This window comes from Pantoea sp. AS142, from assembly GCF_037152305.1.
Taxonomy (GTDB): Bacteria; Pseudomonadota; Gammaproteobacteria; order Enterobacterales; family Enterobacteriaceae; genus Pantoea.
Map to the genome: position 1 here is coordinate 72,748 of NZ_JBBCMO010000011.1, position 26,158 is coordinate 98,905.

At 55.7% G+C, this 26,158-nt stretch carries 25 protein-coding genes; 18 read left to right on the forward strand and 7 right to left on the reverse strand.

The features are described 5' to 3' along the window. Positions 1-100 precede the first annotated feature (100 nt). Positions 101-307, forward strand: coding sequence for a DUF1107 domain-containing protein (locus WFO64_RS18505; protein WP_003855513.1), 207 nt, complete (start codon positions 101-103; stop codon positions 305-307). Between the two features lie 32 nt (positions 308-339). Here WFO64_RS18505 and WFO64_RS18510 read toward each other — a convergent pair whose 3' ends face one another. Then, positions 340-1,662 (reverse strand): hemolysin family protein, encoded by a 1,323-nt coding sequence (locus WFO64_RS18510; protein ID WP_337013506.1) that lies wholly within the window; start codon positions 1,660-1,662, stop codon positions 340-342. Positions 1,663-1,685: 23 nt separating this feature from the next. Between WFO64_RS18510 and WFO64_RS18515 the strand changes: the two genes are divergently transcribed. Genes WFO64_RS18515 through WFO64_RS18530 form a run of 4 tightly spaced genes read left to right on the forward strand, consistent with a single transcriptional unit; the run spans position 1,686 to position 8,016 of the window. Next, a complete protein-coding gene (locus tag WFO64_RS18515) occupies positions 1,686-2,129 on the forward strand; it encodes a hypothetical protein (protein WP_337013507.1) in 444 nt (147 codons plus the stop codon). Between the two features lie 51 nt (positions 2,130-2,180). Further along, positions 2,181-3,896, forward strand: coding sequence for an autotransporter assembly complex protein TamA (tamA, locus tag WFO64_RS18520; protein WP_337013603.1), 1,716 nt, complete (start codon positions 2,181-2,183; stop codon positions 3,894-3,896). Then, the gene (tamB, locus tag WFO64_RS18525) at positions 3,893-7,660 is read left to right on the forward strand and encodes an autotransporter assembly complex protein TamB (protein WP_337013508.1); all 3,768 of its coding nucleotides are present in this window, start codon (positions 3,893-3,895) and stop codon (positions 7,658-7,660) included. The genes tamA and tamB overlap by 4 nt, the downstream gene beginning before the upstream one ends. A gap of 2 nt (positions 7,661-7,662) precedes the next feature. Further along, positions 7,663-8,016 carry a gamma-glutamylcyclotransferase family protein gene (locus WFO64_RS18530; protein WP_337013509.1) on the forward strand — a complete coding sequence of 118 codons (354 nt, stop codon included), beginning with the start codon at positions 7,663-7,665 and terminating at the stop codon, positions 8,014-8,016. 59 nt (positions 8,017-8,075) lie between these two features. On the opposite strand, the gene ppa is transcribed toward WFO64_RS18530, so the two are convergent. The 3 genes from ppa to WFO64_RS18545 form a co-directional block, all read right to left on the reverse strand. Beyond that, positions 8,076-8,606, reverse strand: coding sequence for an inorganic diphosphatase (ppa, locus tag WFO64_RS18535; RefSeq protein ID WP_003855519.1), 531 nt, complete (start codon positions 8,604-8,606; stop codon positions 8,076-8,078). Positions 8,607-8,706: 100 nt separating this feature from the next. Beyond that, positions 8,707-9,156 carry a DUF441 domain-containing protein gene (locus WFO64_RS18540; protein WP_337013510.1) on the reverse strand — a complete coding sequence of 150 codons (450 nt, stop codon included), beginning with the start codon at positions 9,154-9,156 and terminating at the stop codon, positions 8,707-8,709. 61 nt (positions 9,157-9,217) lie between these two features. After that, positions 9,218-9,628 carry a lysozyme inhibitor LprI family protein gene (locus WFO64_RS18545; RefSeq protein WP_337013511.1) on the reverse strand — a complete coding sequence of 137 codons (411 nt, stop codon included), beginning with the start codon at positions 9,626-9,628 and terminating at the stop codon, positions 9,218-9,220. 169 nt (positions 9,629-9,797) lie between these two features. Here WFO64_RS18545 and WFO64_RS18550 point away from each other — a divergent pair, with 169 nt between their 5' ends. Continuing rightward, a complete protein-coding gene (locus tag WFO64_RS18550; protein WP_337013512.1) occupies positions 9,798-11,357 on the forward strand; it encodes a methyl-accepting chemotaxis protein in 1,560 nt (519 codons plus the stop codon). A gap of 287 nt (positions 11,358-11,644) precedes the next feature. On the opposite strand, the gene fbp is transcribed toward WFO64_RS18550, so the two are convergent. After that, positions 11,645-12,652, reverse strand: a complete 1,008-nt coding sequence (gene fbp / locus WFO64_RS18555) for a class 1 fructose-bisphosphatase (RefSeq protein ID WP_337013513.1) — start codon at positions 12,650-12,652, stop codon at positions 11,645-11,647. Between the two features lie 168 nt (positions 12,653-12,820). Here fbp and mpl point away from each other — a divergent pair, with 168 nt between their 5' ends. After that, entirely contained in the window at positions 12,821-14,173 is a 1,353-nt protein-coding gene (gene mpl, locus WFO64_RS18560) for a UDP-N-acetylmuramate:L-alanyl-gamma-D-glutamyl-meso-diaminopimelate ligase (protein ID WP_337013514.1), read from the forward strand. Positions 14,174-14,877: 704 nt separating this feature from the next. Here the strand turns inward: mpl and yjgA are convergent. Next, on the reverse strand, positions 14,878-15,423 hold the full coding sequence (yjgA, locus tag WFO64_RS18565; protein ID WP_337013515.1) for a ribosome biogenesis factor YjgA: 546 nt from the start codon (positions 15,421-15,423) through the stop codon (positions 14,878-14,880). 114 nt (positions 15,424-15,537) lie between these two features. Here yjgA and pmbA point away from each other — a divergent pair, with 114 nt between their 5' ends. The 11 genes from pmbA to WFO64_RS18620 all read left to right on the forward strand — a co-directional run bounded on the left by pmbA (position 15,538) and on the right by WFO64_RS18620 (position 25,221). Beyond that, the gene (gene pmbA, locus WFO64_RS18570; RefSeq protein WP_442956162.1) at positions 15,538-16,878 is read left to right on the forward strand and encodes a metalloprotease PmbA; all 1,341 of its coding nucleotides are present in this window, start codon (positions 15,538-15,540) and stop codon (positions 16,876-16,878) included. A 63-nt stretch (positions 16,879-16,941) separates the two neighbouring features. Next, entirely contained in the window at positions 16,942-17,328 is a 387-nt protein-coding gene (gene cybC, locus WFO64_RS18575; protein WP_337013604.1) for a cytochrome b562, read from the forward strand. Positions 17,329-17,621: 293 nt separating this feature from the next. Further along, positions 17,622-17,957, forward strand: coding sequence for a glycine dehydrogenase (locus tag WFO64_RS18580; protein WP_337013517.1), 336 nt, complete (start codon positions 17,622-17,624; stop codon positions 17,955-17,957). Positions 17,958-17,970: 13 nt separating this feature from the next. After that, positions 17,971-18,327: an SFCGS family glycine-rich protein gene (locus tag WFO64_RS18585; protein WP_337013518.1), complete on the forward strand. Its 357-nt coding sequence runs from the start codon at positions 17,971-17,973 to the stop codon at positions 18,325-18,327. 2 nt (positions 18,328-18,329) lie between these two features. After that, positions 18,330-18,629: a DUF4312 family protein gene (locus tag WFO64_RS18590; protein ID WP_337013519.1), complete on the forward strand. Its 300-nt coding sequence runs from the start codon at positions 18,330-18,332 to the stop codon at positions 18,627-18,629. A gap of 128 nt (positions 18,630-18,757) precedes the next feature. Then, on the forward strand, positions 18,758-19,534 hold the full coding sequence (locus WFO64_RS18595) for a DUF4311 domain-containing protein (protein ID WP_010256480.1): 777 nt from the start codon (positions 18,758-18,760) through the stop codon (positions 19,532-19,534). Positions 19,535-19,545: 11 nt separating this feature from the next. Continuing rightward, a complete protein-coding gene (locus WFO64_RS18600) occupies positions 19,546-20,187 on the forward strand; it encodes a DUF4310 family protein (RefSeq protein WP_010256482.1) in 642 nt (213 codons plus the stop codon). Between the two features lie 43 nt (positions 20,188-20,230). Further along, positions 20,231-21,361, forward strand: coding sequence for an amidohydrolase/deacetylase family metallohydrolase (locus tag WFO64_RS18605; protein ID WP_337013520.1), 1,131 nt, complete (start codon positions 20,231-20,233; stop codon positions 21,359-21,361). Further along, a complete protein-coding gene (locus WFO64_RS18610; protein WP_337013521.1) occupies positions 21,345-22,466 on the forward strand; it encodes a DgaE family pyridoxal phosphate-dependent ammonia lyase in 1,122 nt (373 codons plus the stop codon). Before WFO64_RS18605 ends, WFO64_RS18610 begins: the two co-directional genes overlap by 17 nt. Next, complete coding sequence (gene dagF / locus WFO64_RS18615; RefSeq protein WP_337013522.1) at positions 22,463-23,203, forward strand: 2-dehydro-3-deoxy-phosphogluconate aldolase; 741 nt, start codon at positions 22,463-22,465, stop codon at positions 23,201-23,203. The genes WFO64_RS18610 and dagF overlap by 4 nt, the downstream gene beginning before the upstream one ends. 107 nt (positions 23,204-23,310) lie before the next feature. Then, the gene (locus WFO64_RS18620; RefSeq protein ID WP_337013523.1) at positions 23,311-25,221 is read left to right on the forward strand and encodes a BglG family transcription antiterminator; all 1,911 of its coding nucleotides are present in this window, start codon (positions 23,311-23,313) and stop codon (positions 25,219-25,221) included. 28 nt (positions 25,222-25,249) lie between these two features. On the opposite strand, the gene WFO64_RS18625 is transcribed toward WFO64_RS18620, so the two are convergent. Continuing rightward, positions 25,250-26,149, reverse strand: coding sequence for a LysR family transcriptional regulator (locus WFO64_RS18625; protein ID WP_337013524.1), 900 nt, complete (start codon positions 26,147-26,149; stop codon positions 25,250-25,252). Positions 26,150-26,158 lie beyond the last annotated feature (9 nt).

Below are 26,158 nucleotides of genomic sequence, written 5' to 3' on the forward strand. Positions count from 1 at the left end.
TTTGAGTGTTCTATAGTTATCGCGAATTCGCGCTTCATGGGCTGGAACCAAATTTGGAAACGGCGAAGCGTGCTTTAAAAATGTACAGGAGTTAGTCAGTATGAAGATCTTCCAGCGCTATAATCCGCTGCAAATAGCGAAATATGTAAAAACGCTGTTCAAAGGAAGGTTGTATATCAAGGACGTCGGCGCGTTCGAGTTCGATAAAGGGAAAGTATTAATCCCACGCGTCAAAGACAAACAGCACCTGAGCGTGATGTCAGAAATTAACCGCCAGGTCGTTCGTCTCAAACTTGAGTTCAACTAATAACAAGGGCGCCGATGGCGCCCTTAGTCATTCTACTCTTCTTCGCTTTTGGTCATACTCAGCACCGGCGGTCGTTCATCAATGCGCGTGACCAGCAACTGGTCGATGCGATAGCTATCAATATCCACCACTTCGAACTTGTAGCCAGCGAACTTCACAAAATCGGTACGCTTCGGAATCTTACGCAGCATATACATCATAAAGCCGCCGATGGTTTCATAGTTGCCTGACTGCGGGAAATCATCAATGTCCAGCACGCGCATCACATCATCAATCGGCGTGCCGCCTTCAACCAGCCATGAATTCTCATCGCGCGCCACAATCTGCTCTTCCATGCCCTGACCAACCAGATCGCCCATCAGCGTGGTCATCACGTCATTCAGGGTAATAATGCCCACGACCAGCGCATATTCGTTCATGATCACCGCGAAATCTTCTCCGGCGGTTTTAAAACTTTCCAGCGCTTCAGAGAGGGTCAGCGTATCCGGCACGATCAGTGCAGAGCGAATCTGCAGTCCGCTGTTCAGCGCCATGCTCTGATTACCCAGTACGCGCAACAGCAACTCTTTTGAGTCGACATAGCCAACGATATGGTCGATATCGCCGCTACAGACCAGGAACTTTGAATGAGGATGCTGGGCGATTTTGGTTTTGAGGCTGGCTTCGTCTTCGTGCAGATCAAACCAGACGATATTCTCGCGCGAGGTCATTGAGGAGGGAACAGTACGTGACTCCAGCTCAAACACGTTTTCGATCAGCTCATGCTCCTGTTTACGCAGCACGCCAGCCAGCGCACCGGCTTCCACCACCGCGTAGATATCATCGGAGGTAATATCATCTTTACGCACCATCGGCAGTTTGAAAATACGGAAGAAGACGTTGGCCAGGCCGTTAAACAGAAACACCAGCGGACGCATCACCAGCAGGCAGAAACGCATCGGGTTGATGATGCGCAGCGCGATGGTTTCCGGTGCGACCATGCCGACCCGTTTTGGGGTTAAGTCGGCAAACAGAATAAACAGGCTGGTGACGATGGTGAAAGAGCAGATAAAGCTGAGTTGCTCCGCCAGTTCCGGCGAGACAAATCGGTTAAACAGGCCGCTGAAAACCGGTGAAAAGGCGGCGTCGCCGACAATACCCCCCAGAATGGCGACGGCGTTGAGGCCAATTTGCACCACGGTGAAGAACATGCCCGGTGTTTCCTGCATTTTCAGTACACGCTGTGCATTAATGTTGCCTTCATCGGCCAGCAGTTTCAGTTTGATCTTACGGGCGGCCGCCAGCGAGATTTCCGACAGGGAGAAAAAGGCACTGATTACGATCAGCAATAAAATGACAAGCAAGCTATCTAACATATGAGATCCAAAGGGTTATCTACTTGTCATTTTTGGCCTGGGCAGCGTGGGTAATCGCAAACAGAGTTGGTTTATCCGTGAAACAAAGCTATCCGTGCCAAAAATGTCTGCGCCAGTTCGACAACAACGTAAACGTCGGGGCAGAAATGAAAACAGGCGGAATGCCTGTGGTGGCAGATTATAGCAGGAGCGCTCATCGGGCCGCCAGAGGGCAAACCGCCGCTTCAGACAGCATTAGCGACCAGAACTGCTGGTTATCGACTCAGATTTATCTTGGTGAGTTGTTCTGGACTGAACATTCCGTCCCGCAGGAGTTGTATCGCTCCCCCCATTTACCGACAATAGCCCCGTTATTTGACTTAGATGTCAGCGTTGCGCCGCCGCTTGCCATAAAGTGCGGCTATGATGAGGGTGTTGCCGTTGCGGTAGTGCGGGCAAAGATGATTAATAAGCGCCCCGCGGAATAGGGGCCGGCATGATTAACAGGAGTACAAGTGCCACGATTTTATGTTTATTGCATGGCTGGCCTGCTGCTTGCCGCGCCCGCCCTTGAGGCGGCGACAGTGCGATTGCAGGTAAACGGCTTAACCGGGGATCTGCAAAAAAATGTCAGAGCGCGCTTGTCCACCATCGGCAGCGATGAGGTCTCTAATGATGGTCGTTTTCGTGCGCGTGTCTCTGTTGCGATAAAAGAGGGGCTGCGCGCACTCGGTTATTACGAACCCACCATCGATTTTGAATCCCGCCCTGCGCCTGCGAAGGGGGGACGGCCGGTATTAGTGGCACACGTGACGCCTGGCGAGTCTGTCAAAATTGGCGGCAGCACCATTGTGGTGGAAGGCGATGCGCGTAATGATCCCGATTACAAAGCCTGGGTGAAGCAGGGGCGGCCCAAAGTGGGCACGCAGCTTAACCACGGGCAATATGACAAATTCAAAAGCGGCTTCTCTAATCTTGCGCTGCGTAACGGCTATTTCGACGGCACCTTTAAAAAAAGCCAGCTCGGCGTCTCGGTTGAGCGGCGTGAAGCTTTCTGGGATATCGACTACGACAGCGGCGAGCGCTATCGCTTTGGTGATGTCACTTTTCAGGGATCGCAGATTCGCGAAGAGTACCTGCGAAATCTGGTGCCTTTTAAAGAGGGGGATTACTACAGCTCACGTGATTTAGCCGAGCTTAACCGCCGCCTTTCCGCTACTGGCTGGTTTAATTCAGTGGTGGTCGCGCCAGAATTCAGCAAGGGGCGACAGACCAAAGTGCTACCGTTGAGTGCCGTAATGTCACCCCGCACCGAAAACACCATTGAAACCGGCGTTGGTTACTCTACCGATGTTGGCCCGCGCCTGAAAGGGACCTGGAAAAAGCCGTGGATCAACGATAGCGGCCACAGCCTGGCAGCCAGTGCCTACGTTTCCGCGCCGGAACAGCAGGTCGATCTCAGCTACAAAGTGCCGCTGCTGAAAAGCCCGCTGGAGCAGTACTACACCTTCTCCGGCGGACTGAAGCGCACCGATCTCAATGACACCAAAGCGGATACCACTACGCTTGCGATGTCGCGCAACTGGGACAGCAGCAGCGGCTGGCAGAAGGCAGTCAACCTGCGCTGGAGCCTGGATCACTTTACCCAGGGCAGCGTGACCAACACCACCATGCTGCTCTATCCTGGCGTCAGCGTAAACCGTACCCGTTCCCGTGGTGGTCTGATGCCAACCTGGGGCGATTCACAGCGCTACTCGGTGGACGTCTCTGATACCACCTGGGGTTCAGACGTCGACTTCCTGATCCTGCAGGCGCAAAACGTTTGGATCCGTACTCTCGGTGACAGTCATCGCTTTGTGGCGCGCGGCAATGTTGGCTGGATTGAAACCAACGACTTTGAAAAAGTGCCGCCGGATCTGCGCTTCTTTGCCGGGGGTGATCGCAGTATTCGCGGCTACAAATACAAAAACATTTCACCGCGCGATGATGACGGCAAACTTACCGGTGCGTCAAAACTCGCCACCGGATCGCTGGAATATCAGTACAACGTTACGGGCAAATGGTGGGGTGCGGTGTTTGTCGACTCGGGTGAAGCGGTCAACGATATTAAACAAAGTAATGTAAAAACCGGTGCAGGCTTTGGTGTGCGCTGGTCTTCACCGGTCGGGCCGATCAAATTTGATATTGCCCGCCCAATCGGCGATGACGAGGAGCATGGATTGCAATTTTACGTAGGACTGGGGCCTGAACTATGAAGTGGTGGAAAAAGGTCCTGATCGGCATTCTGATCTTTCTGGTGCTGCTGTTGGGCGGCGTGGCATTTTTAATCGGCACCACGCCGGGGCTGCATTTAGTGCTGAAGGGCGCGTCGCGCTGGGTGCCTGGCCTGTCGATCAAACAGGTCGATGGCGGCTGGCGTAACCTGACCCTTAACGGTCTGCGTTACGAAATGCCGGGCGTCAGCGTGGATGCCGGACAAATCCATCTGGCGGTGGACCTCAACTGCCTGCTGCACTCCTCAGTGTGTGTTAACGATCTCTCTCTGCGCGATATCAGCGTGGTGGTCGACAGTAAGAAAATGACGCCAGCTGCGCCAGCGCCGGAAGAGGAGAGTGGCAACACTAACCTCAGCACGCCATACCCCATCACGCTGCGTCATCTTGGCCTGCAAAACATTAATGTCAAAGTTGATGACACCGCTATTTCGTTGCTTGATTTCACCACCGGCCTGCAGTGGCAGGATCGCGCGCTGACGCTGAACCCGACTCATATTCAAAGTCTGCTGATTGCGCTGCCGAAAGCGGCGAAAGTCGTGAATGAAGAGGTGGTGGAGCCAAAAGTTCAGCAGCCACATCCCGCTGAAAAACCGCTGGGTGAAACGCTGCAGGCGATGTTTGCGCAACCGCTGTTGCCTGCGCTGCCTGATTTCCGGCTGCCGCTGGATATTGAGGTGCAGCAGATTCTCGGCGAGCAGTTGCGGATTACTGGCGACACCGATATTTCCGTCAGCCGTTTGCTGCTTAAAGCCAAAACCGCCGATCGTCAGATGCAACTGACGACGCTGGAAGTGGACTCTAACCTGGGTAACCTTAACGGTCGCGGGCAGGCAACGCTGGCAGATAACTGGCCGGTGGATTTCACGCTGAACGGCACGGTCAATACCGACCCGATTAAAGGCGAAAAGCTCGCGCTGAAACTTAACGGCGCGATGCGCGACGAGCTGAAGCTGGGCCTGAACCTGTCAGGTCCGGTGAAGGCGCAGCTGGACGCCACAACCCAGCTGGCGGTGGCGGGACTGCCGCTGTCATTGCAGCTGACCAGCCCGCAGCTACGCTGGCCGTTAACCGGCCCGGTACAGTACCAGGCGGATAATCTGGACTATCAATTTAAAGGCAAAGCTACCGACTATGTGATGTCACTGCGCACCGCCGTGAAGGGGGAATCTGTGCCACCGGCGACGGTTTCGCTGACGGGTAAAGGCAACGTTGAGCAGTTCAGCCTCGATCGCCTTCGCGTGGCGGCGCTGCAGGGCAACATCGATCTCACCGCGCTGGTGGACTGGAGCAAGGCAATTAGCTGGCGCAGCGAACTGACGCTGGCGGGGATTAATACCGCTAAACAGTATCCAGACTGGCCCGCGCGGCTGGATGGCAAAATCACGACCCGCGGTAGTCTGTATGGCGGCAGCTGGCAGCTGAGCGTGCCTCAGCTACAACTTAAAGGCAATGTGAAACAGAATGCCGTGACCGCTGACGGCTCTCTGACCGGTAATAGCTACAACCAGTGGACGGTGCCGGGCATCAAGCTGGCGCTGGGACGAAACCATCTGGATGTCAAAGGGGCGTTGGGCGACAGTCTGGATCTCGACGCCAGCATCGACGCGCCACAGCTCGACAATGCACTGCCCGGCCTGGGCGGTGTCGTCAACGGTACAATCAAAGCGCGTGGCACACTGAAAGCACCACAACTGCTGGCCAATCTCAATGGTCGTGGTCTGCGCTGGCAGCAGATGCAGATCAATCGCGTCACTCTGAATGGTGACGTCCGCTCTGGCGAGCAGGTGGCGGGTAAACTGCAACTGCGCGTTGAGCAGCTTAAGCAGGATGCGCTGAACATCAGTCTGCTGACCCTGAATGCGGATGGTAACGAGCATCAGCATCTGCTGAAGCTTAATGTACAGGGAAAACCGGTATCGGGTCAGTTGGCGCTGAACGGCAGCTTTGATCGTCAGACCGAGCGCTGGAAAGGCTCGCTGAACGATACCCACTTTGATACGCCGGTCGGTGAGTGGCGTCTGACCCGCGCCATGGCGATCGATTATCTGAACAGCCGTCAGACGACGACCATCGGGCCGCACTGCTGGCAGAATCCCAATGCGCAAATTTGCGTGCCGGAGCCGGTTGAAGCAGGCCCGGCAGGCAAGGCGCATGTGGTGCTGAATCGCTTTGACCTCGCGATGGTGAAGCCGTTTATGCCGGAGGCGACCCAGCTTAGCGGCCTGTTCAGCGGCGATGTGCGCGTCAACTGGACTGCCGATGGCAGCCTGCCAACCGGTGCCGTGGCACTGAAGGGCAACGGTGTGAAAGTGGTACAGGATGTGCAGGGCAATAGCCTGCCAATCGCCTTCGACACCCTGAACCTGAATGCCGCGCTGCGAAACGGGCGCGCCCAGCTCGACTGGCTGATCCGCATTGCCAAAAACGGTCAGCTGGATGGCAATGTGCAGATCGACGACCCGCAAAACCGCCGCACGCTGGGCGGTAACGTCAACATCCGCAATATCTCGCTGGCGATGCTGAATCCGGCGCTGATGCAGGGCGAGAAGATCAAAGGCAACCTGAACAGCAGCCTGCGGCTGGGCGGAAGCGTGCAACAGCCGCAGGTCTTTGGTCAGCTTGGCCTGACGGGTGTGGATGTGGATGGCAACTTTATGCCGGTTGATCTCACCGCCGCCAACCTGAACCTGGTGTTCAACGGCATGCGTTCTACCCTCAACGGTCTGGTGCAGACCGGGCAGGGCAACATCAACCTCAGCGGTGATGCTGACTGGAGCCAGCTCGACAACTGGCGTGCGCGCATCGCGGCGCAGGGCAGTCGGGTTCGCGTAACGGTACCGCCGATGGTGCGTATGGACGTCTCGCCGGATCTGGTGTTTGAAGCGACGCCAGCCGCTTTTAACCTGGATGGCCGTGTCGATATTCCGTGGGCGCGCATCACGGTGCAGGAAGTGCCGGAAAGTGCCACCGGCGTCTCGTCGGATGAAGTAATGCTGGATCAGCAGCTGAAGCCAATCGCACCACAAACTGCCTCTATTCCGATTAACAGTAATCTGGTCATCCACGTCGGCAACGATGTGCGGCTCTCTGCATTTGGCCTGAAAGCGAAGCTGAATGGCGATCTGAAAATGGTGCAGGATCGGTCGGGTCTGGGCTTAAACGGCCAGATCAACATTCCATCCGGTCGCTTCCACGCTTATGGTCAGGATCTGATCGTGCGCAAAGGTGAGCTGCAGTTTGCCGGTCCACCGGATCAGCCTTACGTCAACCTGGAAGCCATCCGTAACCCGGAGGCCACTGAAGATGACGTCACTGCGGGTCTGCGCGTCACCGGCCTCGCGGATGAGCCGAAAGCGGAAGTCTTCTCCGATCCGGTGATGTCGCAACAGGAAGCGCTTTCCTATCTGCTGCGCGGTCAGGGACTCGGCAGTGACGGCGACAGTAATGCCCTTACTTCGGCCCTTGTTGGCTTAGGGGTTGCACAAAGTGGGCAGGTTGTGGGTAAAATCGGGGAGACATTCGGTGTCAGTAATCTGGCCGTTGATACTGCCGGTGTTGGCGACAGCCAGCAGGTGCAGGTCAGCGGCTACGTGCTACCGGGTCTGCAGGTAAAATACGGTGTTGGCATATTTGATTCACTGGCGACGTTAACCTTACGTTACCGCCTGATGCCTAAGCTCTATCTGGAAGCCGTATCCGGTGTGGATCAGGCTCTCGATTTGCTCTATCAGTTTGAGTTTTAGCAATGCGAATAATTGTCTACGGCAGTTTACGGCGCAAACAGGGAAACAGTCACTGGATGACAAATGCGCAGTGGCTGGGTGATCACCAGATTGAAGGCTTTGAGCTTTACAGTCTGGGGCATTATCCCGGCGTCATTGAGGGCAATGGTGCGGTACATTGCGAGGTGTACCGCATTGATGCCTCAACCCTTGCGGAGTTGGATGCGCTTCGCACCAAAGGGGGAGAGTACAAACGTTATCTGACTCAGACGCCGTTTGGCAGTGCATGGCTTTATGTCTATCAACGCTCAGTGGCAGGACGCCAGCGCATTATGAGTGGTGACTGGCTGAAGCGCGATGCGGAGCCAGAGGCCTGAATAAAAACACCGTCCAGTTGGACGGTGTTTTTTTTTCGACTCACAAATGGGCAGCAGAATTACTTCTTCTGTGCGCGCTCGTAAGAGGAGATGATTTCAGCTTTAGCGGCTTCGGCGTTATCCCAGCCATCCACTTTCACCCATTTACCTTTTTCCAGATCTTTGTAGTGCTCAAAGAAATGGGTGATCTGTGCACGCAGCAGTTCTGGCAGGTCGTTCACATCTTTAATGTGATCGTACTCTTTAGAGAGCTTGGTGTGCGGAACGGCAACCAGCTTGGCATCTTCGCCAGACTCGTCGGTCATTTTCAGCACGCCAACCGGACGGCAGCGGATCACTGAGCCTGGTACCAATGGATACGGGGTCGGAACCAGTACGTCAACCGGATCACCATCCAGAGAAAGGGTATGGTTGATGTAACCGTAGTTGCACGGATAGAACATGGCGGTAGACATGAAACGGTCTACAAACAGGGCACCAGACTCTTTATCAACTTCATATTTGATCGGATCAGCATTCGCTGGGATCTCAATGACAACGTAGATATCTTCTGGCAGGTCTTTACCTGCTGGCACCTGGTTCAAACTCATCTGGCATTCCTTCAGTAGTCGTATGTTGAGTGTCGGCTATTATAGCCAACTGACTCTGAAAGTATGCCCTCTTTTTGGCGTTTCGGAATGCGCCCAAACGCTACTTAGCCGCCACAAACAGCGAAACAATGCCTGCAGCAATCAGTGGTCCTACCGGCACGCCACGGAAGAATGCCACGCCTATCACCGTACCAATCAGCAGACTCCCGATGACTGAAGGCTGCACGCTCATCAAGTTCACGCCACGACCGCCCAGCCAGGCGACAAAGATCCCCACCAGAATCGCCATAATCGACTTCCAGTTGGCGAATGACTTGATCAGTGCAGAGGCGGGCAGAGAGCCGCTGGCCAGCGGAGCCATCACCGCCACGGTCAGAATAATGATGCCAAAGGTGATGCCCTGTTTTTCCACGTAGGGGAAGAACTGGGCCAGCGGGGTAATTTTGATTGCCAGCAGAATCAGAATTGAAAGGGTCACTGCATTGTTGTGAACGAAATAACTCAGTATGGCGAGGCAGATCAGAATGATAGTCGAGGCATAAGCGGCCATGATTTCTCCCTGAAGATTAATGAGTACGCTGGCTTCAGCCAGCGCAAAAGCCAATTATCGATCAACAATCATCGGGGTTAGCACAATTGCCTAAAGCCTGTGACTGCAACATCAGCGCCTGATTGCGCACCAGGCTCAGGCTCTGGGCGCCCAGCGCCACGCTGCCTGACGTACCCTGGTCAGTGAGCTGACTGCGGCTCGCCTCCAGCCAGCTGTCGCGGTAATTCAGCCAGGCGCGCTGTGCGGCACGCAATTTATTTTTAGGCTCGCCGGTGAGGGTTTTCATCAGTGTGCTGTACTGCTTATTCATCTCCTGATCCCAGGCCTGAGTTGCCGCAGCGTAGCACTGATTCATGGCAAGCGTCGTAGAGGCGTCATTCAGGCAGCGATCAAGCGAGGCATCCGCCGGCAGATCCTCTGCCATCGCCACAGCACTGGTAAACAGTAGTGTCAGAAGCAGGGCTGGTTTCATAGTTGTTCTCCCGATAGCGTATAAACGGCCATCAGCTTGATTGATGTTTCCGTGATGATCAAGTTGTTAACACTAATCAGGGTTAAAGCTTCGGACCGTTATTGCCGATATCTTTTCCGTTTTAGGGTCGCTGAAAATTTCGCCTTTTTCATACACGGAAACTAACAGGATGAAACAGTTATCACTTCGCACGGGGTTGCTGGCCTTGCTGGCATTTATGACACTGCTGCTGTTGGCGGTGAGTTTTATGGGTATTGTGGCAATTAACAAAGGGAATCGCTCACTGGATGTGATCAACCGCATTCAGGCAATCGAGCTGAACAGTCTTTATCAGAGCAATGCAGATCTGATGCGAGCCCGTGCTAATGCGGCGCTGGCGGTGCGTAAAATTGAAATTGGTATGCTGGAAGAGGGGGCGGCAGTAACAAAACTGTCACAGGCGGATGTGGTGTCATCACAGCAAAACCTGAAGCGGTTTATGGACGCCGGAACGGTGACGGCGCACGGAAAGATACTGGCGGACGCGATTTCAGGCAGTTACAAAGCCTATCTCGACCAGGGCATCAAACCGATGATGAGCGCGCTGGATAAGCAATATACCGATGAATATTACCAGCTGCTTGAAGGCAATCTGGCGACGCTGGCGGCCAGCTATAACAAGGCGGTCGCGAACTTTGGCCAATTAGCCGATCAGATCACCAAAGCGCAGCTTGAACAGGCGGCCTACAACGAAACCAAAATGAAAATCCTGATTGGCGTGGCGATGCTGCTGACGCTGGTGCTGCTGGTGCTGGCCTGGCAACTGCTGCGCCGGATGCTGCTGCAGCCGCTGAACCTGGCGATTCTGCATCTTGAGCAGATTGCATCAGGCGATCTGTCGCAGGCGCTGCCACCTTCGAGCAACAATGAGCTGGGGCGGCTTAATCATGCGCTGGCCGGGATGCAACAGTCGTTGCGCGCCTCAGTGAGTCAGGTGCGCGAAGCGAGTAGGCAGATCAACCTCGGCAGCCGTGAACTGGCCGCGGGCAACGTCAATCTGTCGCAGCGTACCGAAGAGTCCGCCTCCTCGCTGGAGCAGACTGCGGCCAGCATGGAGCAGCTGACATCCACAGTCCGGCTTAACGCCAGCAATGCCCAGCAGGCGCATCAGCTGGCTAACGCGGTCTCCGATACTGCCGATCGCGGTGCGGAGGTGGTCTGCTGTGTGATGGAAAAAATGCATGAGATTACCGACAGCGCCAATCGTATCGGCGACATTCTTAGCGTGATTGATGGTATCGCCTTCCAGACCAACATCCTGGCGCTCAATGCCGCCGTTGAAGCGGCGCGCGCAGGGGAGCAGGGCCGTGGCTTTGCGGTGGTGGCAAACGAAGTGCGCACGCTGGCCCAGCGCAGTGCAAATGCGGCTAAAGAGATCCGTACACTGATCAGTGATTCACAGACGCGGGTTAAAGAGGGTAGCGAGATGGCGACGCGTGCCGGGGAAACCATGGATGAGATTTCTGGCGAGGTGATGCGCGTAACGGCACTGATGAAAGAGATCTCAATGGCCTCCGACGAACAGAGCCGTGGCATTGAGCAGGTCAATCTGGCGGTAACACAGATGGATGCGGCGGCGCAGCAGAACGCAGCGCTGGTGGAGCAGGCAACCGCCGCGACCCAGTCGCTGGAGGCGCAATCTGATCAGCTTCATGCAACGATGGCGCAGTTCAGGTTGCAGACGGGGTAATAAACATAAGGGCACGAAAATCACCTCCTCAGACAGCGAATTCACCCAAATCAGAGCGAACCGGGCCGCAATAAATAAGCTCAGGGCGCAGGTAATACGGTCAGGGGAGGAAAGCGTCCCGCGCCATGAACGGCGCGGGCCGAACAGTCAGGGATGACAGCCTTGCGTTTATTCCGATCTGACCGTGTTCCCTGTACAGCACAGACTTACAGCAATTTGACGCCACGCTTCATAAAAAAAGCCAGGGCGCGATTAACGCACCCTGGCTTTTTTATATCACTGCCGGATTAGCCCTGACGGCAATCCGGGAACTCGGCCAGGAAACGCTCAACGTCGTTCACCATCGCCTCGTTACCGCAGTAGAACGGGCAGCGCTGATGCAGCGTGACCGGTGGAATATCCAGAATACGCTTCTGACCGTCGCTGGCTTTACCGCCCGCCTGCTCTGCCAGAAACGCCATCGGGTTGCACTCATACAGCAGACGCAGCTTGCCCTGCGGATGGCTGGCGGTGCTTGGATAGAGGTAAATACCGCCTTTCAGCAGATTACGATGGAAATCAGCCACCAGTGAACCGATGTAACGCGAAGTATAAGGACGGTGCGTTGGCAGATCCTCTTCCTGACAGAACTTCAGATATTTCTTCACACCCTGCGGGAAACGGATGTAGTTACCTTCGTTAATCGAATAGGTGTAACCCGTGGGTGGATAGGTCATACGTTCGTGGCTGAGGCAGAACACACCCAGCGACGGATCGTAAGTAAACGCATGCACGCCTGCACCGGTGGTATAAACCATCATGGTGGATGAGCCGTAAACCACGTAACCGGCAGCGACCTGCTTATTGCCTGGCTGCATGAAGTCCGCTTCAACCACTGGCGTACCCGGTTCGCTGACACGATGATAAATAGAGAAAATGGTACCAACGGAAACGTTAACGTCGATGTTAGAAGAACCATCCAGTGGATCCATCAACACTACGTACTTACCGTTCTCCTCACCTTCAAAGATAACGAACTCGTCTTCTTCTTCAGAAGCGATACCGGCGACGATGCCACGCGCTTTCAGTGCTGCCTTCAGTTTTTCGTTGGCGAACAGATCCAGCTTCATCTGCTGTTCACCCTGAACGTTTTCCACACCACTGGTACCGAGAATATCCACTAAACCGGCTTTGTTGATGTCGCGGTGGATAATTTTGGCACCCAGCTTGATAGCTGAAATCAGCGCCGTCAGTTCACCTGTGGCGTGCGGAAAGTCGTGCTGCTTCTCGACGATAAATTCGCCCAACGTTTTCATAACACATTCCCTGAATCTTCGATGGAGTGGCAGCACGCGTAACAGTCTGCCAACGGATGCGTACGCAGTTTAGCCGATTGAACTTCAAAAACCATAGTCCTAATCCGTTTCTTCCGTCTGCGAGCGGCGTTACACTGTGCGCCGAACTTTTGAGTAATGGATCATGTTATGCGCATTCACATTCTCGGGATTTGTGGCACTTTTATGGGCGGTCTGGCGATGCTGGCACGTTCACTTGGTCATGAGGTGACAGGTTCAGACGCCAACGTTTACCCGCCAATGAGTACCCTGCTCGAACAGCAAGGCATTGAATTAACGGAAGGTTACGACGCCAGCCAGCTCGACCCGGTGCCTGACTTAGTCATTATCGGCAATGCGATGACGCGGGGTAATCCTTGCGTGGAAGCGGTACTGGAACGCAACATTCCTTACCTCTCTGGCCCGCAGTGGCTGCACGATTTCGTGCTGCGCGATCGCTGGGTGCTGGCGGTCGCGGGAACACACGGCAAAACCACGACAGCCGGGATGGCAGCATGGATTCTGGAGGCCTGCGGCCTTGAGCCAGGCTTCATTATTGGTGGTGTGCCTGGAAACTTCGATGTCTCGGCAAAATTAGGAAAAAGTCCATTCTTCGTTATTGAGGCGGATGAGTACGATTGCGCATTTTTCGATAAGCGTTCCAAGTTTGTCCATTACTGCCCACGAACCCTGATCCTCAACAATCTTGAGTTTGATCACGCGGATATCTTTGACGATCTGCGCGCGATTCAGAAGCAGTTCCACCATCTGGTGCGGATCGTGCCGGGCCAGGGCAAGATCCTGCTGCCGGAACATGATCCTAACCTCAAACAGGTGATGGCGATGGGCTGCTGGAGCGAGCAGGAGAGTGTCGGTGAACACGGGCGCTGGCAGGCGAAGAAGCTGACCAACGATGCGTCTCACTGGGAAGTGTGGCTCGACGGCGAGAAAGTCGGGGAAGTGACCTGGTCGCTGGTGGGTGAACACAACATGCACAATGGGCTGATGGCGATTGCTGCCGCACGACATGTGGGTGTGAAGCCGGAAGATGCAGGCCAGGCACTAAACAGCTTTATCAATGCACGTCGACGGCTGGAGCTGCGCGGCGAAGTGAATAGCATCAAAGTCTATGATGACTTCGCCCACCATCCGACCGCGATTCTGGCGACGCTGGCTGCACTGCGCAGCAAAGTTGGCGGCAGAGCGCGCATCCTGGCCGTGCTTGAACCACGTTCTAATACCATGAAGATGGGCGTCAGCAAAAACGATCTGGCACCGTCGCTGGCGCGTGCGGATGAGGTCTTTCTATTCCAGCCGCACCACATTCCGTGGCAGGTTTCAGACGTGGCAGACGCATGCATTCCGCCTGCGCACTGGAGCGCGGATATCGATACCCTGGTGGAGATGGTAGCGAAAGCCGCTCAGCCAGGCGACTTTATTCTGGTGATGAGCAATGGCGGGTTTGGCGGCATTCATCAGAAGTTGCTGGACAGACTGGCATAACATCACAGGCGCCCGTTATGGGCGCTTTTTTTAACAGCGTTATTCCCGATAATAGTCTTTGCTCAAAAAAACCGCGTATTTTTGATTCCAGCCTCCCGGCGTCAAAACCAAATTTTAAACCGGCGGCGCAGATCCGAAAGACAGGTATTATAACGACACCGTGTTAAATGGGGTGGAGGTGATCTTTCTGAAATCTTATTACGGGGGGCAGGACGCTATCGTCTTTTATTCAGCCTGAAGTCAACGCCTCGCGCACCGAATGGAAGTTTGGCGTGGCGCCCTGGGATAAAATTAATGTTCGCTGGTCTGTCGGCGGGCTCTATTCCCTTGCGCTGACGGATTATGCACATGACAATCAATGACGCACCGGTGACGTTGATTATTGCGACACCGATCGGCGTCGCACCGCTCATCGCGTTGATCTCTACCTGCGGAATAAAAGCGATCGGCGGACCACCACCGATAAGCTGGGCTATAAACATGCGGATGCGAAACAGTTTGCCAATAAAGGTGATGACCAGGAGCAGGGGTTACAGTTCGATTGTGCGGCTGGCAACGAAAGCGTCTGGGTACCTTATGTCACTTTTGGCGATATCGGACGTGGTGTGAATCGAACGAACGCCAGTTGCGGCTGCGCACCCATATTCTCTCCATTTCCCGACAGGTTATCTGCCGGGAGGCGGGCGAAGGTGCCCGCCATGGCATTACTTCGCTTCAGCCAGTTCGCGCAGATACTGGAAAATCTGGCGGGCAGACTTCGGCGGCTTATTGCCCGCCTTCTCTTTCTGCGCGTTACGTATCATGCTGCGTAACTGCTGACGATCGGCATCGGGATAAAGCGCAATCACCTCGCCCATTGCCTCATCACCCTGTTCAATCAGACGATCGCGCAGCATTTCCAGTTTATGGAACAGCGCAACCTGCTGGTTATGGCGATTCTTGAGCTTATCCAGCGCAACGCGGATCGGCTCTACATCAACACTGCGCAGTAATTTACCGATCAGCTGCAGCTGACGGCGGCGACCCTCTTTTTTGATGCGCTGCGCCAGTTCGACTTCGGTACGCAGGCGCTCATCCAGTGGGATTTTATCCAGCGAGTTTTTACCCAGATCAACCAGTTCGGCACCCAGGCGCTTTAACTCTTCTGCATCGCGTTTAATTTCACTCTTACTGACCCAGATAATCTCTTCATCTTCTTCTTCGTCATTATCTGGCACATCGTCGAGCCACTCATCGGGCTGTCTGGTCATTTCCGGGCTCCCAAAAAAAAGAGGCTAATCCTACCAGTTTATCGGGTGACTGCGAAATTGTTCTCTGACTCTGATAGACTCAAATCATTCACACATAAGATTATGGGCAGGTCGATGAACGTATCTACTCAGGTTGCAGAACAGCGAAAAGTACTGGAGCAGGCCATTGCGCAGGCACTTGAACTGGCTAAAGTAAGCACTGACAGTGCGGAAGTGGCAGTCAGTAAAACCACCGGCATCGGGGTCAGTACCCGCTATGGCGAAGTGGAAAACGTCGAATTCAACAGCGACGGTGCGCTGGGCATCACCGTTTATCATCAGAATCGTAAAGGCAGCGCCTCATCGACCGACCTCAGCCCGGATGCGATCAAACGTACCGTGCAGGCGGCCATTGATATTGCGCGCTATACCTCGCCCGATCCCTTTGCCGGCCCGGCCGACGCGGAGCTGTTGGCCTATGATGCGCCAGACCTTGATCTTTACCATCCGTGGGAGATTGATGCTGACCGCGCCATTGAACTGGCTGCGCAGGCGGAACAGGCGTCACTGCGCGCAGACAAGCGTATTACCAATACCGAAGGGGGCAGTTTCAACAGCCACGTCGGCATTAAAGTTTTTGGCAACAGCCACGGCATGTTGCAAAGCTACTGTTCAAGCCGTCACTCGCTCTCCAGCTGTGTGATTGCCGGGCAGGATGGCAATATGGAGCGCGACTACGCCTATACTATTGGCCGCGCGTTTGACGATTTGAAAAGCCCGGAGTGGGTCGGTGCAGAGTGTGCGCGCCGCACGCTTTCCCGTCTGGCCCCGCGTAAACTTCCGACCATGAAAGCCCCGGTGATTTTCGCCGCTGAAGTGGCGACCGGCTTGTTTGGTCATCTGGTCGGCGCGATCAGCGGCGGCAGCGTTTACCGTAAATCGACCTTCCTGCTGGATTCAATGGGGCAGCAGATCCTGCCGGAGTGGCTCACCATTAATGAACAGCCGCATCTGCTAAAAGGGCTCGCCTCCACGCCATTCGACAGCGAAGGGGTACGAACTCAGGCGCGCGACATCATTAAAGATGGCGTACTGCAAACCTGGCTGTTAACCAGTTATTCAGCCCGTAAACTGGGCCTGACCAGCACCGGTCACGCTGGTGGCATTCATAACTGGCGCATTGCGGGCCAGGGGCACAGCTTTGACGACTTGCTGAAGCAGATGGGCACCGGTTTAGTGGTGACCGAGCTGATGGGTCAGGGCGTCAGCGCCATTACCGGTGACTACTCACGAGGGGCGGCCGGTTTTTGGGTCGAGAATGGCGTGATTCAGTACCCGGTCAGCGAAGTCACTATCGCCGGTAATCTTAAAGAGATGTGGCGCAACATGGTGACCATCGGTGACGATATTGAAACCCGCAGCAATATCCAGTGCGGTTCAGTGTTACTGCCTGAGATGAAGATAGCGGGACAATAAAGATGGATTCCTGAAGCAGCCTGTTGGCTGCTTTTTTTTCATCACAATAAAAAGGAAGTAATGATGCGTAAGCATGTGATTGCAATGTTGTCGGCTTCTCTGTTGTTCTCCAGCGTCAGCCTCTATGCGGCGGATCTGGAGCAGGATATGGACACACTGAATGCGAACCTGAAAATCGTCAAAAAAAGTGACAATGCGCAGGAGATGCAGCAGGCGTTAACCAAAATGCGTGTCGCGGCGCAGGATGCGAAGCAGTCGACGCCCGACAAGCTGGAAGGTCAGCCTGCTGACAGCGCGCAGATCAAAGATTACCACGCGGGTCTTGACTCACTGATTGCCCAGATCGACGTGGTCAGCGCGCTGGCGAAAGCCAATAACGTGGATGGCGCAAAGCGCGAAGCCGCCAAATTTGATGACATCCGCAATACTAACCATAAGAAATTCCGGTAAACAGATCGCCGGTCAACCCGACCGGCGGTTTTACCATCACTTCTGCTTATCACCGGCCCGTAAATCCGCACGTACCCGGTTGGTCGCCGCACAACATCACTGCCTGCCACGGTTAACTCCATCATTTTGCGCATAATGCGACGAGTGTCGCACTAAACGTGCAGCCTGCGATCTGACGCACAACCTTCACTTCAATTTCCACTTGCTGCTGGAAATGTTGCCTCTCCACAGCCGGGGCGATGGCCGTTAATTTATTTTTAACGCGAATTATCCGGTTTAACAGGAGTAGCAAGGTGAGCAATAACGGCGTCCCGGTGTATGAAGCGCCACCGGAGAAAGTGCAGCAACTGGCTGACAGCGTGATGACGCAGATAGCTGCGATCTATCAGCAGCATGGCATTCACCCCAATGCGGTTCAACAGCAGATGCTGCAGTCGCATGTCGGTGCTATGGCGTCACGCTCGCTGAGCGGGGAGCCGCTGCCAGAAGTGGAAGCGGAGCTGTTTGAGGATATTCCGCCGGAAACGTTAGCGCTGGCACAGCAGGTCGTGGATCTGTTTGGCAATCTGCCCCGCGAAGAGGCCTGGCTGCTGTCAGTGCATATTGAAGTCGCGCGATCAAACAACTGAAGAGGAACACAACATGGTAACCGTCGTGATTGGCGATCGTTTAGGTAAAGGACAGAAAGTGGCCGCAGGCATCGAAAAAGCGGGTGGCCGTGCCGTCGTGGTGCCGGGTGTGGCGGCTGACATGAAACTGGGTGACGTGATGAAAGCAGAAAACGCCGATTTCGGTATCTCCTTCTGCGGCAGCGGCGGTGCAGGCGCTATCACTGCGCAGAACAAATATGGCTATAAAGCAAAACATGGCATGCGTTCTGTCGACGAAGGCGTTACCGCCATCAATGAAGGTGCCACGGTGCTGGGCTTCGGCTTCATGGATAAAGAAGAGTTAGGCGAGCGGCTGGTGCAGGCCTGGAACAAGAAGCACGGTAACTGATTATGAAGGAACAATACGTTACCCAGGTGACGGTCGAGGGCAAAGGGGACACCAAAGCGAAAGCCTTTGCCGATGCCCTGAGTCGTGTGCAGAACCAGGTTCTGCGCACGACGCAAAAAATTCTGCTGCGCATTGAACCTCAGGATGTCCGGGTGCTGCGCGCGCAGGAGAGCGTCAGAAACGAGAAGTTCCTCTTCTTCTTTCTGGCGCGCCAACGGCGGAACTTCAGCGTCACGCTGGAGATCACCGTCAGCGTCACCGTTTTCGACACCGAACAGGTGGCGTTCACGGCGGCATCTTAAAACAGAGCCTGTTAACGTCAGTCGCCGGTTTGCCCGATTCTCTGCTGTTGCGATATCGCGGCGGTCAGGCCAGGGCAATGCGGCGACTCGCGGTATGACGGGTAAAAACGACAACAAGGTACAACAACATGTTTTTAATCATTTTGTTTAAGTCGTTGATCATTGGCGGGCTGGTAGGTGTCGGCGTCGGTGCGGGCGCTGCGCGCATGTTCCACGCGCCAACCACTCAGGGCATGGGCGCCTTTCGTACGCTGGGCGAGTTGAACTCGTGTGAGGGCGATCCGGCATCCCACTTCTCCTTTGGTCTTGGCTTCTTTTTCAATGCCTGGGCATCGTCTGTCGCAGCCGGTTCATTCACTCAGGATGTTGATCATCGCATCATTCCAAACTGGGGCGCGGCTGCACTGATGGTGAAGAATCGCAATGTGGCGGAGACGCTACACGATCCGAAAAAAATGGCTATCGCCTGCGGCATCATTGGCATGATCGTGGTTGCCTTCCTCAACTCGACCGCCTCGGCTGTTCCGGCTGCGCTGCAGGTTACGGCGGTCAAAGTGCTGGTGCCGGCCGCTAATCTGCTGGTGAATACCGTCATGCCGGTGATCTTCTGGCTGGCGGCGATCGACGCAGGCAGAAAGTCAGGCTTCTGGGCCACCATTTTTGGCGGTCTGGCGCAGCTGATTATGGGCAATGCCGTGCCAGGACTGGTGCTGGGTATTCTGATCGGTAAAGGCGTGGAAGAGAGCGGCTGGAACCGGGTCACCAAAGTGATGATGACCGCCATCGTGCTGCTGTTTGTGCTGAGCGGCTTCTTCCGTGGTTTCGACATGAAGCTGCTGCAGTCCTTCCAGCTCGGCATTCCCGGCTGGCTCGACATGATCCACAACTCAGTCAGCGGCAAATAAGAGGCGATGCGATGAACGAAAATAAAGGCTTCTGGTACGCCGACTGGTCTTTCCCGATCTTTGTTGGCCTGCTCTCCTCTGGTGTCTTTGCCGGAACTCACATGTATTACCTCTATGGCATCGGCGCGTTTAATGAAGTGGCGTTTGTCTCGATGCTGCGTGCAGGCATGGAAACCGGCGTCTACGGCGCGGTGGCAGCCTTTGGTGCCAGTTTCCTGTTCGCCCGTATCATCGAAGGCTCACTGGTGGGCATTCTGGATATCGGCGGAGCGATTCAGACCGGCGTCGGGCTGGGCGTTCCGGCACTGCTGCTGGGTGCGGGCATCGTCTTTCCGGTGGCGAATTTCGCTGCTTCGCTGGCGACGGGGCTGGTGATTGGCGTAGCGATTGGCTACCTGATTATTCTGGCGCGTAAATTCACCATCAATCAGAGCGACTCCACCTACGGTGCAGACGTGATGATGGGCGCGGGTAATGCCTCGGGGCGCTTTTTGGGTCCGCTGATCATTCTGTCAGCCATGGCGGCATCCATTCCGATTGGTTTGGGTTCGCTGCTGGGGGCGTTGCTGTTCTATCTCTGGAATAAACCCATTACCGGCGGTGCCATCCTCGGCGCAATGATCCTTGGGGCGCTGTTCCCGATTGCTCTCTGATCTCACCGGCAGCCCGGCAGCGGGCTGCCGTTAAGGAGAAACCATGTACGACTTGATTATCCGCGCTGCGCGACTCAGCGATGAGCAGGTGGTCGACATTGCGCTGCAGGATGGCCGCATCGCCGCCGTGGGCAGGGTGCAGGGCAACGCCCAAAGCGAACGCGATCTGGCAGGCCGCTACTACCTCAGCGCGGGCTGGATCGACTCCCACGTTCACTGCTATCCCAAATCGCCGATTTATCATGATGAAGCGGACGCGATTGGCGTGGCGCATGGCGTCACCACGGTGGTTGATGCGGGCAGCACCGGCGCAGAGCACATTGATGATTTCTACCAGCTGACGCGCGCGGCACAGACCCAGGTTTATGCGCTGATCAATATCGCCTGCACCGGCATCGTCACTCAGAATGAGCTGGCCGACATGACGCAAATCGATGGCGAGGCGGTGCAGCAGGCGCTGGCGCGACTGCCCGATTTTATTGTCGGCCTCAAGGCGCGCATCAGTAGCAGCGTGGTCGGTCAAAACGGCATTCAGCCGCTGATCAAAGCCAAAGCGATCCAGCAGGAGAGCGGCGGTCTGCCGCTAATGGTTCACATCGGCAACAATCCGCCCAACCTCGACCAGATTGCGGATCTGCTCACCACAGGCGATATCATCACGCACTGCTTTAATGGTAAACCCAACCGCATTCTGACGCCGCAGGGCGAACTCAAAGCGGCGGTAAAACAGGCTATCGCGCGCGGCGTAAAACTCGATGTCGGCCACGGCAGCGCAAGTTTCAGCTTTGAGGTCGCCCGTGTGGCGATTGCCCAGGGCATTCTGCCCGACACCATCAGCTCTGACATTTACTGCCGCAATCGTCTGGCCGGTCCGGTTCACAACCTGGCGCATGTGATGTCGAAATTTTTCAGCGTCGGCATGACACTGCCGCAGGTGATCGACTGTGTAACGGTCAATGCGGCCGCAGGACTGCGCCTGCTGCGCAAAGGCCAGCTGAAAGTCGGCTACGACGCCGATCTGACGGTTTTTAGCGTCAAAGAGGAAACCCGGCCATTCATCGATTCAGAAGGTGAACAGGTCGCCGGTGAGAAGCATCTGGTCCCGCTGGCGGCAGTAGTCGCCGGTACGTGGATCGCGACTGAAGAAGGAATAGCGCATGACCTCGGTATATGAAAAATATGGCCTGAAGCCGGTGATTAACGCCTCTGGCCGTATGACGATCCTCGGCGTCTCTACGCCGTCGAGTGACGTGGTCGACACGGTGAAATACGGCCTCGAACACTACTTTGAAATGAAAGATCTGGTGGATAAGACCGGTGCTTACATTGCCGGTCTGCTGAAGGTGGAGAACGCGCTGGTGGTCTCCTGCGCCTCCGCCGGTATCGCCCAGAGCGTGGCGGCGGTGATTGTGAAAGACAATGACTGGCTGGTGGATAACCTGCATGCCGCACCGCTGACCGTGCCGCACCAGATTGTGGTGCCGAAAGGGCACAACGTGAATTATGGCGCACCGGTCGGCAGCATGGTGGCACTGGGTGGCGGGCAACTGGTGGAAGCGGGGTACAGCAATGAGTGCTCACCCGACCAGCTGGCGGCGGCGATCACGCCACAGACCGCGGCGATCCTCTATGTGAAATCGCACCACTGTGTGCAGAAGAGCCATCTCGATGTGGCGCAGGCCGCGGCCGTTGCGCGCCAGCATGGTGTCCCGCTGATTGTTGATGCGGCAGCGGAAGAGGATCTGCAATGCTACTACCAGGCGGGTGCCGATCTGGTGATCTACAGTGGGGCAAAAGCGATTGAAGGGCCGACCAGCGGCCTCGTGATTGGCCGGCACGACTACGTTGAGTGGGTCAAACGCCAGACCAACGGCATTGGCCGCGCGATGAAAGTGGGCAAAGAGGGGATTCTGGGACTGACCCAGGCGATTGAAAACACTCTGACGCAGCCAAAAATCAGCGGTGCGCAGATGGTGGAAAAAATGACCCCGTTCATTGAACAGCTCAACAGTCTGAATGGCGTCACGGCCCGCGTCGTGTGGGATGGTGCTGGCCGTGACATCGCCCGTGCTGAGATCGCGTTTGACGAAGCCGCGATCCAGCAGCGCACTGGCGATCTGGTGCAGGCGCTGAAAAAGGGCGATGTCGCAATCTACTTCCGTGGCTACAAAGCCAATGAAGGGATCATCGAAGCGGACGTGCGCAGCGTCAGCGCCGGGCAACTGCACACTATTTTCACCCGCATTCAGGCACTGTTAAACGGAGAGAAACACGCATGACGCTGACCCCTAATTTCTATCAGGATCGTCTCTGCCTTAACGTGCTGGCGGGATCAAAGGAGAACGCCCGCGCCATCTGGCAGGCGGCAGAAGGGCATGTGCTGGTTGGCGTGCTGTCAAAAAACTACGCCAGCAATGAAGCCGCTATCGCTGATATGCGCGAATATGCTGCGCTGATCGATAATGCGCTCTCAATTGGACTGGGCGCAGGTGATCCCAGGCAGTCACAGATGGTGAGTGAGATCGCGGCGGTGCTGCAACCGCAGCATGTGAATCAGGTCTTTACTGGCGTTGCCACCAGTCGTGCGCTGCTGGGCCAGTCACAGACGATAGTGAACGGTTTGATTTCGCCCACTGGCACGCCAGGTCAGGTGAAAATCTCCACCGGACCGCGCAGCGCAGAGCAGCGTGATGGGATCGTATCCATCGAAACGGCGATTGCGATGCTGCAGGATATGGGCGGCAGCTCGGTGAAATATTTCCCGATGGGCGGTTTGCAGGCGGTGGATGAGTATCGCGCCGTGGCGGAAGCCTGTGCAAAACAGGATTTCTGGCTGGAGCCCACTGGCGGTATCGATCTGGAAAATTTCGGTGAGATCGTGCACATTGCGCTGGAATCGGGCGTCAGCAAAGTGATCCCGCATGTCTACAGTTCGATCATCGATAAAGCCAGCGGAGAGACCCGCATTGAAGATGTACAGCAGCTGCTGGGCATCTGTAAAACCCTGCTGGCTTAGGGATCGACACGATCGGCCTGTAACAGGCCGATCGCGCAACATGGACGTTGTGTAACGATCTCCCTGGCCTGATGTTCTCTATTTTTGTCTGCAAACAGGTAACGCTTGTGAGATTTCCCAATCAGCGCCTTGCGCAACTGTTCGATGCCTTGCAAAACGAAACGCTGCCTCAGGATGAGCTGGCGCGACGTTTTGCCGTCTCGACACGCACCGTGCGTACCGATATCACGGCGCTGAATGCGCTGCTGTCAGAACATGGCGCGAAGTTTATCCTGAATCGTGGCGCGGGCTATCAGCTGAAGATTGAGGACGCGCAGCGCTTTCAGCATCTGCAACAGCATACCGCGTCGCCGCTGCGGGTGCCGCGGACCTCGCCAGACCGGGTTCGCTACCTGCTGACCCGCTTTCTCACCGCGGCCTATTCGCTGAAACTTGAAGATCTGGCGGAAGAGTGGTTTGTCAGCCGCGCCACCCTGCAGAATGATATGGCTGAGGTGCGCGAATGGCTGGGACGCTATCACCTTACCATTGAGAGCAAGCCACACTACGGCATGAAGCTGTTTGGCAGCGAAGTGGCGATTCGTACCTGCCTGACCGACCTGTTGTGGCAAATCGATCAGGCGCAGCCAGAGAGTCCGCTACTGACGATCGAAGCGCTGAACAGCGGCATGCTGGAGACGCTGCGTCCGCTGCTGCAAAGCTGTTTTGCTCAGCATAACATTCGCCTCAGCGATGAGGGCGAACGCTATTTGCGGCTTTACTGCGCCGTGGCGGTGCGGCGCATCAGCGAAGGCTATCCGCTTAGCGATCCGGGTGCCGAGGAGATTGGTGATGAGGTGCGTGAAGCGGCATATCAGCTGATTAATCTGATGCGCCCGCTGGTCAGCAAACCGATTTCACCGGCAGAAGAGAACTGGCTGCGCGTCAACATCGCAGCGCGGCGCATTCAGGCGATCGCCCCCAGCGCCATCAATGCTGATGACGCCGATGCGCTGGTGGATTACCTGCTCAGCTTTATCAATACCTACTACAACTTCAATCTGCAAAACGATCAGCAACTGCGTGCCGACCTGCTCACCCACATCAAAACCATGATTACCCGGGTGCGTTATCAGATTCATATTCCCAATCCGCTGCTCAGCAACATTAAACAGCACTATCCTATGGCCTATGATGTCACCTTAGCGGCGGTGACCAGCTGGGGGAAATATACCCCTTATGTTATCTCCGAGAATGAGATTGGCTTTCTGGTGCTGCATATCGGTGTCGGGCTGGAGCGCCACTATGACGTGGGCTACCAGCGTCATCCGCAGGTGCTGCTGGTCTGCGACAGCGGGAACTCTACGCTGCGAATGATTGAGGCGATGCTGCTGCGCAAATATCCGCAGTTGCAGGTCACGGCTCGCCTGTCACAGCGTGAATATGAGGCGCGCAGCCGTATCGACGAAGATTTTGTTATCTCAACCATCCGGCTCAGCGAAAAAGAGAAACCGGTGGTCGTGATGTCGCCATTCCCCACCGGTTTTCAGCTGGAGCAGATTGGAAAGTTGGTGCTGGTCGACCGTACCCGGCCCTATATGCTGGCGAAATTTTTTGATGCCCAGCACTTTCATATCGTCGACAGGCCGATGACCCAGTCTGAGCTGTTCCGCCAGCTATGCGATCAACTGGCGTCAGAGGGATTCGTGGATGCGGCGTTCTATCCGTCGGTAGAAGAGCGCGAAGCGATTGTCAGCACCATGCTCGGCGAAGGCATTGCGCTGCCACACTCGCTAGGGCTGCTGGCAAAGAAAACCGTGGTTTACACCGTGCTGGCGCCGCGCGGCATTGCCTGGGGAGACGATACCGCCTATGTGATTTTCCTGCTGGCGATCAGCAAAAGCGAATATGAAGAGGCAATGGCGATATACGATCTGTTTGTGACTTTCCTGCGTGAAAGGGCGATGACCCGCCTGCGGGACAGCACCGATTTCACCCGCTTCAGAGCGGTCGCGATGGATTGCCTGAGCCGATCATAGTCTCGCCCTGAACCCAGGTTTCAGGGCTTTAGTTTTTCTTCGCCAGCAAGCGTGGGATCTCGCGCAGACACCAGGATTTGGCTTCGCCCATGCTGTCACGCCGCCATGCCATAATAATATCGACCTCGCGGGTATATTCCGGACTCACCACTCGCAGGCGGCCTTCAGCGATATCCTGCTCCACTAATGAATAGGGCATGGTCGCTACGCCCAGGCCAGCCAGCAGCGCACGGCGCTTATCGTCGATGCTGCTCACGGTCAGGCGCTGCTGTTTATCCAGCAACTGCACGGTCAGCACGGGCCGCTCACGCGCGGTATCCGCTACCGCAATGCCTCGGTATTTCACCCGCGTCACTTCAGACTGGGGTTCAGGCTCGTTATGAATCGGATGGTCAGCACTGGCGACGTAGACGCTCATCATGGTGTAGAGCTTGCGGGTGTTAATTTCGGTTGAGGCGCGGAAGTGCATATCGGGAGCAATCACGATATCGGCCCGGCCCTGTTCCAGCCGTTCCCATGCGCCCGCCAGTACTTCTGTCACCAGCGAAAATTGCGTATTGGCCTTGTCGGCCAGCCGAGTCACCAGCGGAAAGAGTGCATCAACAGGCACCAGGGCTTCGGTGACGATGGTCAGATGGGTTTCCCAGCCACGCGCCAGCGCTTCAGCGTCGGTGGTGAGCTTATCGGCCGCTTCCAGCAGCACACGACCCCGCTCCAGCAGCATGCGTCCCACGTTGGTAAATTTGGTGCGGTGACCGGAGCGGTCAAACAGCACCACATCCAGCTCCTCTTCCAGCTTTTGCATGGTGTAGCTGAGCGCAGAAGGAACGCGGCCCAGTTCATCCGCCGCTGCTGCAAAACTGCCACGTCGATCAATCGCATCCATAACGCGTAATGATTCAAGGGTCAACGCACGCTCTTTAGCCATCCCGGTTCT